The following is a 13826-nucleotide window of genomic DNA, read 5'->3' on the forward strand; positions in this document are numbered from 1 at the left end:
TCTCCTCACCGCACGGCACCGTACAAGCAAAATCCCCGCGCCCCGAGTGGGACGCGGGGAACCGCGTGAAGCGGAAGGCCGGGGCCCACCGCCCGAGTGCTGACGCCCGGTCGCCGGGCCCTACAGCCGCCGCAACAGGTCCGCCGCCGACGGCAGCTTCGGCTGCTCCTTCGGCGCCGCCGGCACGAACGGCCTCGGCGCCTCGTCCGCGAGCGCGTCGCCCGCCGCCTGGAGCAGCGGCAGCGCCAGCACCGCGCCGACGCCCTCGCCCATGGTGATCCCCTGGTCCTGCAGCGGCGTCAGGGTCAGCCGGTCGTACGCCTTCGCCTGGGCCGGCTCGCCGCTGGACTGTCCGGCCCGCCACCACTCCGGCGCCCGGAAGGCGATCCGCTGGGCGACCAACGCGCAGGCCGCCGAGACCACACCGTCCAGCACCACCGGCAGCCGTCGGACCGCGGCCTGCAGCAGGAAGCCGGTGACCGCCGCGAAGTCGGCCCCGCCGGTCGCGCCGAGCAGGGCGATCTGGTCGCCGAGCACCGGCCGGGCCCGCCGCAGCGAGTCCCGGATGGTGGCGCACTTGACCATCCACACCCGGTCGTCGATGCCGGAGCCGCGCCCGCAGACCGCGGCGGCGTCCGTCCCGCACAGCGCGCCGACCAGCACGGCGGCCACCGTGGTGGCGCCGACCCCGAGGTCGCCGAGCAGCACCAGGTCGGTGCCGGAGTCGGCCTCCTCGTCGGCCACGGCCATGCCGGCCCGGAAGGCCCGTACGGTCTCCTCCGGGGTGAGCGCGTCCTCGATGTCGATCCGGCCGGAGCCGCGCCGGATCCGGTGGGTGACCACCTCGTCGGGGAAGTCCGCGGCGTCGGTGTCCACACCGACGTCGACCACCCGCACCTCGGCGCCGTAGCGCGCGGCCAGCCGGGACACCGGCGCGGTGCCGTCGAGCACGGCCCGCACCCGCGCCGCGGTGCCGCCCTGGGCGGGCAGCCGGGAGACCCCGAGCGCGGCCACACCGTGGTCGGCGGCGAACAGCAGCACCTTGGGCGCCGACACCGGCCGCACCGGGGAGTGCCCCTGCACGGACGACAGCCAGCTGCCCAGTTCCTCCAGCCTGCCGAGCCCGCCACGCGGCCGGCCGGCCTCCTGCCAGCGCTCCTCGGCGGCCCGCCGGGCGCTGTCGTCGGGGCGCTCGACGAGCGAGGAGAACGTATCGAGATCCACGGTCGTGTCCATCGTCCGGAAGGCTACACGCCAAAGGTCTTCAGGCTGCGGCTGGCTTGATAGTTACCACCTGTCCCGCCACGACCAGCAGCACACGCTCCGAGGCGTCGGCCACGGCCATGTTGAGCCGGCCCAGGGTGTCGCGGAAGCGTCGGCCCGCGGCGGTGGCCGGGACGACACCCATGCCGACCTCGTTGCTCACCGCGACGACCGTCCGCGAGGTTGCCGCCCAGGCCGAGGCCAGCGCCTCGCAGCGGCGCTGCACCGCGGCCTCGCCGCCGTTCGCCCAGGCCTCGTCGTCCCAGGCGTCGCACTCGTCCATCACCGCGGTCAGCCACAGCGCCAGGCAGTCGATCAGCACCGGAGCCGGGTCGTCGGCGTCGCCGAGCACGGCCGCCAGGTCGCAGGTCTCGGCGGTGCGCCAGCTCGCCGGCCGGCGCTCGCGGTGCAGCTCGATCCGCTGGGCCCACTCGGCGTCGCCGTCCCGGGTGCCGCCGGTGGCCACGTACAGGACGTCCGGCCGGTCGGCGAGCAGCTGCTCGGCGCGGGTGGACTTGCCGGAGCGCGCGCCGCCGAGCAGCAGCGTGCGGGGGAGCGGGAGGTGGGTCGCCATGCCGCTCATCCTGCCCGACCAGGCATACGGAAGATCAGGCCGGGCAGGCTATGGTGCGCACCACAGAGGAAGCGGGCAGCGGGAAGCGGGAGGAGCCGGGCATGGTCTGGACGTGGCGGTACGAGAAGGCGGACGGCAGCGCGGTGACGCCCAGCGGCGGCCAGGAGGAGTTCGCCGGCCAGGGGGACGCCGAGACCTGGATCGGGGAGACCTGGAAGCAGCTCGTCGAGGACGGCGTGGACACCGCGGTCCTGCTGGAGGACGGTCAGCAGGTCTACACGATGAGCCTGCACGAGGAGTAGCCCCGGCCGGTCGGGGCGGGCTACTTCGCCCCGACCACGTGCAGCAGTGCCGCGACCTGCCGGTACGGGTCGGTGCGGCCGGCCCGGTACTCGGCTTCCAGCAGCTGGGCCAGCTGCCGCCCGTCCACCGGCGGGGTCGCGTCGTCGGGCGCGTTGTCGGTGAAGACCCGCACGCCGTACCAGTGCCGGAGCGGCACCGACACCTCGGAGAGGGTGACGGACAGGTCGGCGAGCCGGTCGGCGCGGGCGGCCAGTCCGAGCCGGTTGTAGTACCGGTCGCTCTCGAAGGCGTGCAGGGCGGCTCGCCAGTCCCCGGCGGCGGCGGGCCGCAGCGCGAGCGCGTCGCGGTTGCGGACCAGGAGCGAGAGCAGGCCGCCGGGCGCCAGGAGCCGGGCCAGCGAGGCGATCATCGGGTCCGGGTCGGGCAGGTACATCAGGACGCCGTGGCAGAGCACCACGTCGAAGCTGCGCGGGCCGAACCAGCGCCCGCACTGGTGGCCGTCACCGCTGAGCAGCTGCAGCCGGCCGCGCACCTCGGGCGGCTCCTCGGCCAGCGCCCCCTGGGCGACGCCGAGCGCGACCGGATCGGAGTCGATCCCGGTGACGTAGTGGCCGGCCCTGGCCAGTCGCAAGGCCTGGGTGCCCTGGCCGCAGCCGATGTCGAGGACACGCTGCGCGGTCCGGCCGGTCAGCTGCTCGGCGAGCTGGCGGGAGACGAGCTCCTGGCGGACGAAGTTGCGCAGTCCGCCGAGCCGGTCCAGCCAGGCGCCGGTCCCGCCGGCGAAGGAGCCGCTGCGCGAGGGCAGTCGGCGCTCCTGGCCGAGTCGGTCGTGGCCGCCGTCCCCCTGTCCGGGTAGCGCGTACAGGCCGGGCCCCTCCCAGGACGGCGGGGCCCAGCCGGAGTCCACCGGTTCGGCGGTCAGGGCTTCTCCCCGCGCCGCACCTGCGGCTTGGGCAGGCGCAGCCGGCGCATCTGCAGGGTGCGCATGATCCCGTAGGCGACCGCGCCGCGGGTGTTCTCGCCGGTGAAGCGCTCGCCCAGCTGCTTGCGCAGGCCGAGGCCGAGGCGGATGAAGTCCAGGATCACCAGGATGAAGAAGAGCAGGAACAGCAGCGTGGACAGCAGCTGCAGGGCCTGCACCTTGACGATGCTCAGCACCAGGATGACCACGGCGGCCGGCAGGAAGAACTCGGCCAGCGACCAGCGGGCGTCCACGTAGTCGCGGGCGAACTTGCGCACTGGGCCCTTGTCGCGGGCCGGCAGGTGGCGCTCGTCGCCGTCCATCAGGGCCCGGCGCTGCTTCTCGCGCTCGACGCGCATCCGGTCGCGCGCCTGGCGGGAGGCCTCCTTGCGGTCCTTGGGCACCGTCACCCGGGTGCGCCGGTTGGCCTCGGCCTCACTGCGCTTGGGGGTGGGGCGGCCCTTCTTGGCCTGCGGGTGGCGGGCCTGGGTCGTCTCGTCCTGCTTCTCCAGCACGGTGGCGGAGGCGGCGGCATCATCTGAACGGCGTCGGAACACACCACCAGCGTACGGGGTGCGCGGCGGCGACCACGGGTCCCCTCGGACCCAAACGCATATCGATCCTCCGGTCCGGGCTCCGATCCGGGTTTCCCGGACTCTTCCCGTAGGGGATCAATCGGATGGAGTATGGGCAGGATGAGAGGCGGATCCACCCGGGGGATGAGGAACCGCCGCTGGTCGCTGTAGCAGTCTTGTTGCAGGCAGGTGCACTGCGGCGGAGGGCTCGCTGCACATACACTCGTCGTGTCTGGTAACGAGATATACACCGCAGGCCGGAGAAGGGGGCACCCGAGGCCCATGAGCGACGGAATCATGAAGCGTATGGGGCTGATCTTCCGCTCCAAGGCGAACAAGGCCTTGGACCGGGCGGAGGATCCGCGTGAGACGCTCGACTACTCCTACCAGAAGCAGCTCGAGTTGCTGCAGAAGGTACGGCGTGGTGTCGCGGACGTCGCGACCTCGCGCAAGCGCCTGGAACTCCAGCTGACCCAGCTCCAGCAGCAGTCCGCGAAGTACGAGGACCAGGGCCGCAAGGCGCTGTCCCTCGGCCGCGAGGACCTCGCGCGCGAGGCGCTGACCCGCAAGGCCAACATGCAGTCCCAGATCAACGACCTGGAGACGCAGTACCAGGCCCTGCAGGCCGAGGAGGAGAAGCTCACGCTGGCCTCCCAGCGGCTGCAGGCCAAGGTGGACGCCTTCCGCACCAAGAAGGAGACCATCAAGGCCACCTACACCGCGGCCCAGGCGCAGACCCGCATCGCCGAGTCCTTCTCCGGCATCTCGGAGGAGATGGGCGACGTCGGCCTGGCCATCCAGCGGGCCGAGGACAAGACCGCGCAGATGCAGGCCCGGGCCGGCGCGATCGACGAGCTGCTGGCCTCCGGCGCGCTCGACGACGCCAGCGGTCTCGGCCGCAAGGACGACATCGAGGCCGAGCTGGAGCGGGTGGCCGGCGGCTCCGACGTCGAGCTGGAGCTCGCCCGGATGAAGGCCGAGCTGGCCGGCGGCCCCGCCTCCGGTCCGGCCGCGATCGAGCAGGGCAAGCCGGCCCAGCAGCCGCAGGACGCGCACCCGCAGGACACCCCGCGCATCAACTACAACAAGTGATCTGAGCTCGACCCCACGAACCAGGGAGACGCACGGCATGATCATGAGGGTCATGGGTGAGGGGCAGTTCGAGGTGGGCGAGGACCACCTGAACCTGCTCAACCAGCTCGACGACGAGCTGCTCACCGCAGTGGAGTCGGGCGACGAGGAGAACTTCCGCCAGGCCTACGGCAAGCTGCTCGACGCGGTGATGCGGTACGGCACCCGGCTGCCCGACGACGCGCTGGAGCCGTCCGACCTGATCCTGCCGAGTTCCGAGGCGACGATCAGCGAGGTCCGCGCACTGCTGCTGTCCGAGGGCGAGGGCGTGATCCCGGGGTTCCCCGAGTACGAGTAGCTCTTCGGCTGCTGCCAGACGAAAGGGCGGGCCCCCTCCGGTAGGAGGGGGCCCGCCCTTCGCTGCTATTCGCCCGCTCGCCTCCGGGGCGCTCGGACCCGGTGCCGACGGTCGGCGCTCCGGCGCTCTCACCCAGCCTTCGGCCGGGGGACCCCCATCTCGCTTGTCGCTTCTCCCTTTCGGCACCGGCGCGCCCCTTCGGCTCGGGGCGGGGACGCGCCCGCTCACCTCCGGGCGAGCGGGCGGGTCCCGGGGCCGGACTACGGCAGGGCCAGCATCCGGTCCAGCGCCGCCTTGGCGTACTTCTCGGTCTCCGGGTCGACCGTGATCACGTTCGGGACCCGGCCGTCGACCAGCGACTCCAGCGCCCAGACCAGGTGCGGCAGGTCGATCCGGTTCATGGTCGAGCAGAAGCAGACCGCGCGGTCCAGGAAGACGATCTCCTTGTCCGGGTGCGCCTTGGCCAGGCGGCGGACGAGGTTCAGCTCGGTGCCGATGGCCCACTTGGAGCCGGGCTCGGCGGCGTCCAGGGCCTTGATGATGTACTCGGTCGAGCCCACCATGTCGGCGGCCGCGACGACCTCGTGCTTGCACTCGGGGTGCACCAGGACGTTCACGCCGGGGATCCGCTCGCGGACGTCGTTCACCGAGTCCAGGCTGAAGCGGCCGTGCACCGAGCAGTGGCCGCGCCAGAGGATCATCTTCGCGTCCCGCAGCTGCTCGGCGGTCAGGCCGCCGTTCGGCTTGTGCGGGTTGTAGACGACGCAGTCGTCCAGCGAGAAGCCCATGTCCCGCACCGCGGTGTTGCGGCCGAGGTGCTGGTCGGGCAGGAAGAGCACCTTCTCGCCCTGCTCGAAGGCCCACTCCAGGGCGCGCTTGGCGTTGGAGGAGGTGCAGATGAGGCCGCCGTGCTTGCCGGTGAAGGCCTTGATGTCGGCGGAGGAGTTCATGTACGAGACCGGGACGGTCACGTCGGCTATGCCGGCGTCGGTCAGCACGTCCCAGCACTCGGCGACCTGCTCGGCGGTGGCCATGTCGGCCATCGAGCAGCCGGCCGCGAGGTCGGGGAGGACGACCTGCTGCCTGTCGCTGGTGAGGATGTCCGCCGACTCGGCCATGAAGTGCACGCCGCAGAAGACGATGTACTCGGCCTCGGGGCGGGCCGCCGCGTCGCGCGCCAGCTTGAAGGAGTCGCCGGTGACGTCGGCGAACTCGATCACCTCGTCACGCTGGTAGTGGTGCCCGAGGATGAAGACGCGCTCGCCGAGCGCGGCCTTGGCCGCGCGGGCGCGCTCGACGAGGTCCGGGTCGGAGGCCGGGGGGAGGTCACCGGGGCACTCGACGCCGCGCTCGCTGTTCGGGTCGGCCTCCCGGCCGAGCAGCAGCAGAGCGAGCGGCGTCGGAGTGGGGTCGACGCCGTAGGTCTCGGTGATGGTGGTGGTCACGGGCGGGTGCCCTTCTGTGCGGCCGATCAAGCGGTGAAGCCTTTTCGTCTATCTGACGCTATCTATTCTAACCGGTTAGCGTCAGAGTGACGATGTCCATCCTGTCGATGTGACGAGAACCGCTCGCCAAGAAGGAAGCCCGGCGGAGCCGGATACCCCGATTCGGGGCAGTCCGGCGTGGCCGAATCGATATTTCGAAGCCGCCGGGTATGGCTGAGCCCATGAAGGCAATCGCGATCAACCGCTACGGCGGCCCCGAGGTGGTCGAGTACACCGACCTGCCCGATCCCAAGGTCGGGCCCGACTCGGTCCTGGTGCAGGTGCGGGCGGCCGGGGTGAACCCGGTGGACTGGAAGGTCCGGGACGGCGCCCTGGACGGCGTGCTGGACGTCCACTTCCCGTTGGTCATGGGCTGGGACGCGGCGGGCGTGGTCCGTGCCGTCGGCGGCGGGGTGACGGAGTTCGCCCCCGGCGACGAGGTCTACGGCTACGTCCGCAAGGACGCCGTCGAGCACGGCACCTACGCCGAACTGGTCTCCGCCCCGGTCCGCACCCTCGCCCGCCGGCCCGCCGCGCTGGACTGGGCGCAGTGCGGCGGCCTGCCGCTGGCCGGGCTCACCGCGCTGCAGAGCCTGCGGGCGTTGGAGCTCCGCGAGGGGGAGACCCTGCTGGTGCACGCGGCGGCCGGCGGGGTGGGCCACCTGGCCGTCCAGATCGCCCGCGCCCGCGGCGCCCGGGTGATCGGTACGGCGGGCGAGCGCAACCACGACTACCTGCGCGGCCTGGGCGCCGAACCGGTCACCTACGGCGAGGGCCTGGCCGAGCGGGTCCGCGAGCTCGCCCCCGACGGTGTGGACGCGGCGCTCGACCTGGTCGGCCGCGGCGCCGTCCAGGTCTCGGCCGGGCTGGTGGCCGATCCCGGCCGGATCGCCTCGATCATCGACTTCGGGGTGAAGGCCCTCGGCGGCCACTACGTCTGGGTCCGCCCGGACGCCGCCGACCTGGCCGAACTGGCCGCGCTCGCGGACGACGGCCGGCTGACCGTCACCGTCGCCTCCACCTTCCCGCTGGCCCAGGCAGCCTCGGCGCAGGCGCTCAGTGCCGAGGGCCGGACCAGGGGAAAGATCGTCCTCCTCGTGGACTGACGTCCTCCTCCGCGTCATCCGCCGGCGATGAACTCGTTCAGGTCATCCGCCAGAATGGGTGGCGAACCGTTTCGGCAGCGATGGTGGCCGAGCACCAGCCGCCGCCGGGACGCACCGTCGAACCCCGCACGACCCGTGGAGCCCCGCACCGATGACCAACAGCCGAGCGCACGAGGTGATCGGGGCGGACCTGGACGAGACCGACCGGCAGCTCCTCGCCCGGCTCGGCAGCGACGGCCGCGCCTCCTACGCCGAGATCGGCCTCCAGGTGAACCTCTCCGCCACCGCCGTGCGCCGCCGGATCGACCGGCTCCGGGCGCGCGGCGTGGTGCGGGGCTTCACCGTGGTGCTCGACCCGGCCGTGCTCGGCTGGCAGACCGAGGCCTTCGTCGAGGTCTACTGCCGCGAGCGCACCGCCCCCGAGGAGATCCTCGCCAGCCTGCGCCAGTTCCCCGAGGTGATCGCCGCCTGGACGGTCACCGGCGACCCGGACGCCCTGGTCCACCTCCGGGCCGCCGACATGCGCCATCTGGAGGCCGTCATCGAGCGCATCCGGCGCGAGCCCGGTGTCCAGCGCAGCCGCTCCTCGGTGGTCCTCTCCCAGCTGATCGGCTAGGGCCCGCCCCAGGCCCGTCGGCGCCCGGGAAGCGGGTACGCAGGAATCCTGCGCGGACCCGTCCGAAGACGCTCGAAACCTGCCTGACCAGCCGCGTTCCGACGCGCGGCGAAGCACCCCCACTGCCTACGCTGATCACGTCCGGTCAGCGCGGTGAGGCGTCCCGCGGGCCGGATCCCCCCGACACCCCACAGCCGAGAGGGACAGCCGTGTCCGCAGCACCCGACCGCATGCACCGGCCCGACAACGAACTGGTCGACCTGGTTTTCGACTACATGCGGGAGCGGCTGCAGTACGACCCGGTCCCGCTCGACCACCCCGGTGACGGCGAGCACCTGCGCGCCCAGCTGGCCGGCCTGCTCAACCAGGACGGCAACAACCCGGCCGACGTGCTCAAGCTCTACGACCACGAGCTGTCCCGCGCGGTGATCTCCGCCGACAGCCCGCGCTACCTGTCCTTCATCCCGTGCGCCCCGACCAAGGCCGCGCTGCTGTTCGACATGGTGGTCTCCTGCGCCTCGCTGCAGGGCATCTCCTGGCTGGAGGCGGCCGGCGCGATCGCCGCCGAGAACCAGGTGCTGCGCCTGATAGCCGACCGCGCGGGCCTGCCCCAGACGGCCGGCGGCTGCTTCGTCTCCGGCGGCTCGGCGGGCAACCTGTCCGCCCTGGTCGTCGCCCGCGACACCGCCCGCCGTCGGCTCGCCGATGACGGTCGTCACAGCGGTCCGGAGACGCGGCTGCGGATAGCCGTCGCCGACCAGGTCCACTCCTCGGTCAAGAACACCTTCAACATCATCGGCGTCGAGGCCTTCAAGGTCCCGACCGTGAACCGGCGGTTCACCGGCGAAGCGCTGCGCGCCGCCCTGGCCGCCGACCCGAACCCGGAAACGGTGATCGCCGTCGTCGGCACCGCCGGCACCACCAATGAGGGCATCGTCGACGACCTCAAGGGCCTGGCCGAGGTCGCCCGCGAGCGGGACCTGTGGTTCCACGTGGACGGCGCCTACGGCGGCGCGGGCCTGTTCGCCCCCTCGGTGCGCGAGCGCTACGACGGCATCGAGCACGCCGACTCCTTCGTGGTCGACCCGCACAAGTGGCTGTTCGCCCCCTTCGACTGCGCCGCGCTGATCTACCGCAACCCGCAGCTGGCCCGCGCCGTGCACACCCAGGACGCCTCCTACCTGGACGTCCTGCACACCGAGGGCGACGAGTGGAACCCCACCGACTACGCCTACCACCTGACCCGGCGCGCCCGCGGTCTGCCGCTCTGGTTCTCGCTGGCCGTCCACGGCGTCCAGGCCTACACCGACGCCATCGAGACCGGTCTCGAGCTCGCCCGGGACACCGCCCAGCTGATCCGCGAGACCGAGCACCTGGAGCTGTTGTTCGACCCCCAGCTCTCGGCCGTCTGCTTCAAGCGCAAGGGCTGGACCAACGACGACTACTACCGCTGGTCGCAGCAGCTGCTCGCGGACCAGATCGGCTTCGTCACCCCGACCGGTTGGGACGGCGAGACGGTCGCCCGTTTCGCCTTCCTGCACCCGGGCACGACCATGGAGATGGTCCGGGAGATCCTGGACACCATGGCCTGACCGATGCTCCGCCCGTACGGCCCCACCGGCTCGCCCGGTGGGGCCGTACGCGTGCGCCGGCCCCGGGGCCCGGCTACAGGAACGCCCCGTTCGGCAGGTACGGGCTCGGCGGCCGCATCCCGCGCACCCCGACGAATCCCCTGGTCCGCGGCGTCAGTCCGACCTCCAGCCCGACGTCCAGGGCCCACTCCTGCTCGGCGGTCAGGTAGTCCACCCGCGCCTCGACCCCGTCCGGCACCCGGGCCAGCGCCTCACGCAGCAGCCGGGCGGCGATCCGCTTGCTGGTGGCGGCCAGCAGTCGCACCGTGCCGCCGTCGCGGTAGCAGTAGCCGCTGCCGGCCAGGGCGTCGGCGATCAGCAGCTCCTCGAAGTGCCCGAGCATCAGCTCGTGGTCCGGGCCGTGCGCGGACCCGCGCAGCCGCCGGTCCACCGAGTCCAGCAGGTGCAGGTGGGTGATGTTGCCGCGGTGCACCGGGATGTCCCCCGGGTCGATCAGCCCCTGCCGGTCCACCCGCCCGGTCAGCCGCATCGCCGGGTGCAGGGTGAACCCGGCCAGCCGGTAGCGGCGGGCCGCCGCGGGGGAGGAGGAGGCACAGACCATCCCGCGCAGGCAGCCCCGCGCGTGCGCCGTCGCCCGTTCCAGCAGCAGCCGCCCGACCCCCTTGCCCCGGGCGGACGGGCGGACCGCGAACAGCGAGGGCGTCCACAGGCCCTCGCGGCGCATCGACAGCACCACCCCGACCGCCTGCCCGTCGCTCTCCGCCAGCCAGCAGCCCCCGGGATCGGTGCTCGCCAGGTGCCGGGTCCGGGCCAACTGCAGCGGTGTCGGCTCGGGCGGCGCCGGAGCGGCGGTCGGCTCGGCGAAAGCGGCGGAGGACAGTTCCTGAACGACCTCCGCGTCCTCTGCGGTGTCCCTGACCTGGCGAATGATCATGCCGATCATCCTGGCGTCCGACGGGCGGCCGCGGGGCCGGTTCACCCGGATCCATGACATGGGCGGTGACCTGCGCTCCCCGGTTGTGCGAGCATGGGGAGTGCAGGGGACACGGGTGCAGACCCGGCCCACGGAAGATCTGCCGTCGAAACAGGCCGAGGAAATCCATCGCCGTCCGGGAAATGAAACCGGACGGCCGTTGGTTGGCACTGGCGGTAGACCGTCGTCAAGACCGGGAGAAAGCAGATGACCGTCCAGGACGAGACCACCGTCGAGAGTGGCATCCTCCTCACCGATGCCGCCGCGGCTAAGGTCAAGGCCCTGTTGGAGCAGGAAGGCCGCGACGACCTCGCGCTGCGCGTCGCCGTCCAGCCCGGTGGCTGCTCCGGCCTGCGTTACCAGCTGTTCTTCGACGAGCGCTCGCTCGACGGCGACGTGGTGAAGGACTTCAACGGCGTCAAGGTCGTCACCGACCGCATGAGCGCCCCGTACCTGGGCGGCGCCACCGTCGACTTCGTCGACACCATCGAGAAGCAGGGCTTCACGATCGACAACCCGAACGCCACCGGCTCCTGCGCCTGCGGCGACTCCTTCAGCTAAGCCTGAAGCGCGGCCAAGCCCGCAAGCAGTGAGGCGGCCCCGGGGATCTCCCCGGGGCCGCCTCACGCGTTTCCACGGCGGGGGCCTGTCGCGTGGGTCCGTGCCGGCTCCGCCGAAACCCGAGAGACGGGCTCTACTGGGCCGCGCCGTCCGGGGTCACCGGGTCCGGGCCGGCGTGCGGGTCGCCCTCCAGCGGCACCTCCTGGCCGCTGGTCCTGTCGACCACCGTCCGCCCGGTCAGCGGCGAGCGCAGATCGGCGGAGACCGCCTGGCGCTTGGCCAGCGCGGTGCAGACATGGCCCGGCTGGACGGTCGGCGGGCCGGGCACGACCTCGACGGCCACCGTGCCCGCCTGCGACTCGTCCGCCTTCAGCGCGTACTGGGTGCAGACCCCGCCGAAGAAGTAGACGGTCAGCTTGTTGCCACCGTCCGCCCGGTAGGCGATCGGCGGACGCACCGCCGGACCGGCCCCGGTGCCGGCCGGGTTGGGCTCGCCCGGGGCGATCGCGTTGCCCGGGGGAGTGGCCGCGCCCGACGGCTGCCCCGGGGCGGGCGAGGCCGGGGTGGCGGCCCCGCCGGTCGGCGGCACCTGGCTCGGCTGGCCCGGTGTGCCGGACGCCGTCGCGGCCGGGGTGCCGGAGGGCGTCGGGGCCTGCGGGGCGGCGCTCGCCGAGGCCGAGGCGCTCGCGGTGGCGGACGCGCCGGCCGAGTCCGCCGAGCTCTTGCCGTCCCCGTTGCACCCGGCCACCGTCACCATCGCCGCCAGCGCCACGGCCGCCAGGGCCGCCACGCGCCGACCGCGCCGGGGCATCGTCTCCAGATCCATCTGCACATCCTCCCGAGGGCTCAGCGGCGCCGCCTCCTCGGCCGCTCCGCGCGGATGTGACGTGCCCCGGTCGGATCCGGTTCCGGGACGGATCAGATTCCGTACTCGGCCATTCCGGCGACCAGGCGCTGCGCCCCGGACGGGACCCGGACGCCGACGGGGGCGGGGACGGCCGGCTCCGGGGCCGCCGCCGGCAGCGGCCAGAACCGGCGCAGCCGCCGGGAGGAGCTCACCAGCGCGTCGAGGGTCTCGCCGTCGGTGTCGGCCCGGCGGGTGGACGGCGGGGAGTGCTTGGGCATCATCGGGCATCGCTCCGATCAGGAGCCGCGGCGGCACTGCCACGGTCGACGGGCCCGCCCGGTCCGGCCGGGCCCCTGAGTCCGACCCTAGGCCCGGTCTCCGCACACCCACCAGTGCTACCCGGAGGTAGTACACGTTCGAGGGCAAGGGGTGCCACCATGGCCGGTGGGGGACGGCTTGAGCGGAGCTCTTGCTGCCGCAGGGTGCGGGCCCGGTACCGTGGGTGGGTTCATCCGACCCCGCCCGCTGGCATTGTTGCCATCTTGAGGAGACCCCCGTGCGTATCGCCGTCGCCGGCTCGATCGCCACCGACCACCTGATGACGTTCCCCGGTCGGTTCGCCGACCAGCTCGTCGCCGAGCAGCTGCACACCGTGTCGCTGTCGTTCCTGGTCGACGCCCTGGACATCCGCCGCGGGGGGGTCGCGCCGAACATCGCCTTCGGCATGGGCGTCCTCGGGCTGCGGCCGATCCTGGTCGGCGCCGCCGGTGCGGACTTCGCCGAGTACCGCAGCTGGCTGGAGCGCAACAACGTGGACTGCGAGTCCGTCCACATCTCCGAGACCCGGCACACGGCCCGCTTCATGTGCACCACGGACGAGGACCACAACCAGATCGCCTCGTTCTACACCGGCGCCATGGCCGAGGCCCGCAACATCGAGCTCAAGCCGATCGCCGACCGCGTCGGCGGCCTCGACCTCGTCCTGATCGGCGCCGACGACCCGCAGGGCATGGTCCGCCACACCCAGGAGTGCCGCACCCGCGACTACGCCTTCGCCGCCGACCCGTCCCAGCAGCTGGCCCGCCTGGACGGCGACGACATCCGCGAGCTGGTGGACGGCGCCGCGTACCTGTTCACCAACGAGTACGAGGCCGCGCTGATCGAGAACAAGACCGGCTGGGGCGCCGAGGAGCTGCTCACCCGCGTCGGCACCCGGATCACCACCCTGGGCAGCAAGGGCGTCCGGATCGACCGCAAGGGCGAGGCCCCGATCCTGGTCGGCTGCGCCCAGGAGGAGGCCAAGGTCGACCCGACCGGCGTCGGCGACGCCTTCCGGGCCGGCTTCCTGACCGGCCTGTCCTGGCAGCTGGACCTGGAGCGCGCCGCCCAGGTCGGCTGCATGCTCGCCACCCTGGTGATCGAGACCGTCGGCACCCAGGAGTACGAGCTGCGCCCGAGCGCCTTCCTGCAGCGCTTCGAGGAGAACTACGGTGCCGAGGCCGCCGCGGAGGTCCGCGCGCACCTGGTCAAGTAGTCCCGCTC

15 protein-coding genes and 1 pseudogene are annotated in these 13826 nt (G+C 72.7%); 8 read left to right on the forward strand and 8 right to left on the reverse strand.

Annotated elements, in window-relative coordinates:
* Window positions 1–120: 120 nt before the first annotated feature.
* A complete protein-coding gene (locus ACH4E7_RS07820; protein WP_396248109.1) occupies window positions 121–1236 on the reverse strand; it encodes a nicotinate-nucleotide--dimethylbenzimidazole phosphoribosyltransferase in 1116 nt (371 codons plus the stop codon).
* Between the two features lie 28 nt (window positions 1237–1264).
* Window positions 1265–1813: pseudogene (cobU, locus tag ACH4E7_RS07825) on the reverse strand (bifunctional adenosylcobinamide kinase/adenosylcobinamide-phosphate guanylyltransferase); the annotation flags it as partial.
* Between the two features lie 125 nt (window positions 1814–1938).
* Between cobU and ACH4E7_RS07830 the strand changes: the two are divergent.
* Window positions 1939–2139: a hypothetical protein gene (locus ACH4E7_RS07830; RefSeq protein ID WP_396248110.1), complete on the forward strand. Its 201-nt coding sequence runs from the start codon at window positions 1939–1941 to the stop codon at window positions 2137–2139.
* Window positions 2140–2159: 20 nt separating this feature from the next.
* Here the strand turns inward: ACH4E7_RS07830 and ACH4E7_RS07835 are convergent, their stop codons facing one another.
* Window positions 2160–2900 carry a class I SAM-dependent methyltransferase gene (locus tag ACH4E7_RS07835; protein ID WP_396248231.1) on the reverse strand — a complete coding sequence of 247 codons (741 nt, stop codon included), beginning with the start codon at window positions 2898–2900 and terminating at the stop codon, window positions 2160–2162.
* A 158-nt stretch (window positions 2901–3058) separates the two neighbouring features.
* Entirely contained in the window at window positions 3059–3658 is a 600-nt protein-coding gene (locus ACH4E7_RS07840; protein ID WP_396248111.1) for a DUF3043 domain-containing protein, read from the reverse strand.
* Between the two features lie 300 nt (window positions 3659–3958).
* On the opposite strand from ACH4E7_RS07840, the gene ACH4E7_RS07845 reads away from it, so the two are divergent.
* A complete protein-coding gene (locus ACH4E7_RS07845; RefSeq protein WP_355673316.1) occupies window positions 3959–4768 on the forward strand; it encodes a PspA/IM30 family protein in 810 nt (269 codons plus the stop codon).
* A 37-nt stretch (window positions 4769–4805) separates the two neighbouring features.
* Complete coding sequence (locus ACH4E7_RS07850) at window positions 4806–5105, forward strand: hypothetical protein (RefSeq protein WP_355673317.1); 300 nt, start codon at window positions 4806–4808, stop codon at window positions 5103–5105.
* 260 nt (window positions 5106–5365) lie between these two features.
* Here the strand turns inward: ACH4E7_RS07850 and nadA are convergent, their stop codons facing one another.
* Window positions 5366–6550 carry a quinolinate synthase NadA gene (nadA, locus tag ACH4E7_RS07855; protein ID WP_396248112.1) on the reverse strand — a complete coding sequence of 395 codons (1185 nt, stop codon included), beginning with the start codon at window positions 6548–6550 and terminating at the stop codon, window positions 5366–5368.
* A gap of 221 nt (window positions 6551–6771) precedes the next feature.
* Between nadA and ACH4E7_RS07860 the strand changes: the two genes are divergently transcribed.
* From ACH4E7_RS07860 to ACH4E7_RS07870, 3 genes are all read left to right on the forward strand, one after another.
* On the forward strand, window positions 6772–7695 hold the full coding sequence (locus ACH4E7_RS07860; protein ID WP_396248113.1) for an NADP-dependent oxidoreductase: 924 nt from the start codon (window positions 6772–6774) through the stop codon (window positions 7693–7695).
* 151 nt (window positions 7696–7846) lie between these two features.
* Complete coding sequence (locus ACH4E7_RS07865) at window positions 7847–8311, forward strand: Lrp/AsnC family transcriptional regulator (RefSeq protein WP_355673320.1); 465 nt, start codon at window positions 7847–7849, stop codon at window positions 8309–8311.
* A gap of 209 nt (window positions 8312–8520) precedes the next feature.
* Window positions 8521–9903 carry a pyridoxal phosphate-dependent decarboxylase family protein gene (locus ACH4E7_RS07870; RefSeq protein WP_396248114.1) on the forward strand — a complete coding sequence of 461 codons (1383 nt, stop codon included), beginning with the start codon at window positions 8521–8523 and terminating at the stop codon, window positions 9901–9903.
* 73 nt (window positions 9904–9976) lie between these two features.
* On the opposite strand, the gene ACH4E7_RS07875 is transcribed toward ACH4E7_RS07870, so the two are convergent.
* Window positions 9977–10837 carry a GNAT family N-acetyltransferase gene (locus tag ACH4E7_RS07875; RefSeq protein WP_396248115.1) on the reverse strand — a complete coding sequence of 287 codons (861 nt, stop codon included), beginning with the start codon at window positions 10835–10837 and terminating at the stop codon, window positions 9977–9979.
* A 246-nt stretch (window positions 10838–11083) separates the two neighbouring features.
* On the opposite strand from ACH4E7_RS07875, the gene erpA reads away from it, so the two are divergent.
* On the forward strand, window positions 11084–11437 hold the full coding sequence (erpA, locus tag ACH4E7_RS07880; protein ID WP_355673323.1) for an iron-sulfur cluster insertion protein ErpA: 354 nt from the start codon (window positions 11084–11086) through the stop codon (window positions 11435–11437).
* A gap of 133 nt (window positions 11438–11570) precedes the next feature.
* On the opposite strand, the gene ACH4E7_RS07885 is transcribed toward erpA, so the two are convergent.
* Window positions 11571–12263, reverse strand: coding sequence for a hypothetical protein (locus ACH4E7_RS07885; protein WP_396248116.1), 693 nt, complete (start codon window positions 12261–12263; stop codon window positions 11571–11573).
* A 92-nt stretch (window positions 12264–12355) separates the two neighbouring features.
* Window positions 12356–12565 carry a hypothetical protein gene (locus ACH4E7_RS07890; RefSeq protein WP_396248117.1) on the reverse strand — a complete coding sequence of 70 codons (210 nt, stop codon included), beginning with the start codon at window positions 12563–12565 and terminating at the stop codon, window positions 12356–12358.
* Between the two features lie 275 nt (window positions 12566–12840).
* Here ACH4E7_RS07890 and ACH4E7_RS07895 point away from each other — a divergent pair, with 275 nt between their 5' ends.
* Window positions 12841–13818 carry a carbohydrate kinase family protein gene (locus ACH4E7_RS07895; RefSeq protein ID WP_396248118.1) on the forward strand — a complete coding sequence of 326 codons (978 nt, stop codon included), beginning with the start codon at window positions 12841–12843 and terminating at the stop codon, window positions 13816–13818.
* The last annotated feature ends 8 nt before the right edge of the window (window positions 13819–13826 follow it).

Origin of the sequence: Kitasatospora sp. NPDC018058 (assembly GCF_044327205.1) — a bacterium.
In the GTDB taxonomy this organism is placed as follows: domain Bacteria; phylum Actinomycetota; class Actinomycetes; order Streptomycetales; family Streptomycetaceae; genus Kitasatospora.